Annotated in this window: 1 protein-coding gene; it reads left to right on the plus strand. The window is 39.1% G+C overall.

What is annotated here, in order from left to right; genetic code table 11:
• Positions 1 to 162: 162 nt before the first annotated feature.
• The coding region (locus FS806_RS26450) for a hypothetical protein (RefSeq protein WP_222126775.1) at positions 163 to 363 on the plus strand (201 nt) is incomplete at its 3' end.

Genomic DNA, 363 nt, shown 5'->3' on the forward strand with positions numbered 1-363 from the left:
TCAAAATTCAAGACTGATTGGTTTGAATTTTTGCCAAAAAACTCTTTATAAAAGTGCATTTTACTTCGATTTAAACATCGCTTTTCATTTAAAAATCATTGAAAAGGGAACGTGTATTCGGTATAATAAACGCAAACAAATGTTCGTTTTGGAGTGATTATTATGTCCTCATTTGCTTCGGAGGTTATGGAGTTAGAGCGGCGTACTGGCTTCCATTCGAGTTTATATCGAAAATGGACTGGAAGTTTCGGTTCGAAGCGGGATGAAGAGTCGGACAAGAGTTTTGGCTTGGGGTCATTTTTGCCTAGAAACGCGGATAAAGATTGCCGTTCGGATGTGTACCGAAAGTCAGAAACGGATGCG

The organism is Paenibacillus sp. 32O-W, assembly GCF_007679495.1.
Lineage (GTDB): Bacteria > Bacillota > Bacilli > Paenibacillales > NBRC-103111 > Paenibacillus_L > Paenibacillus_L residui.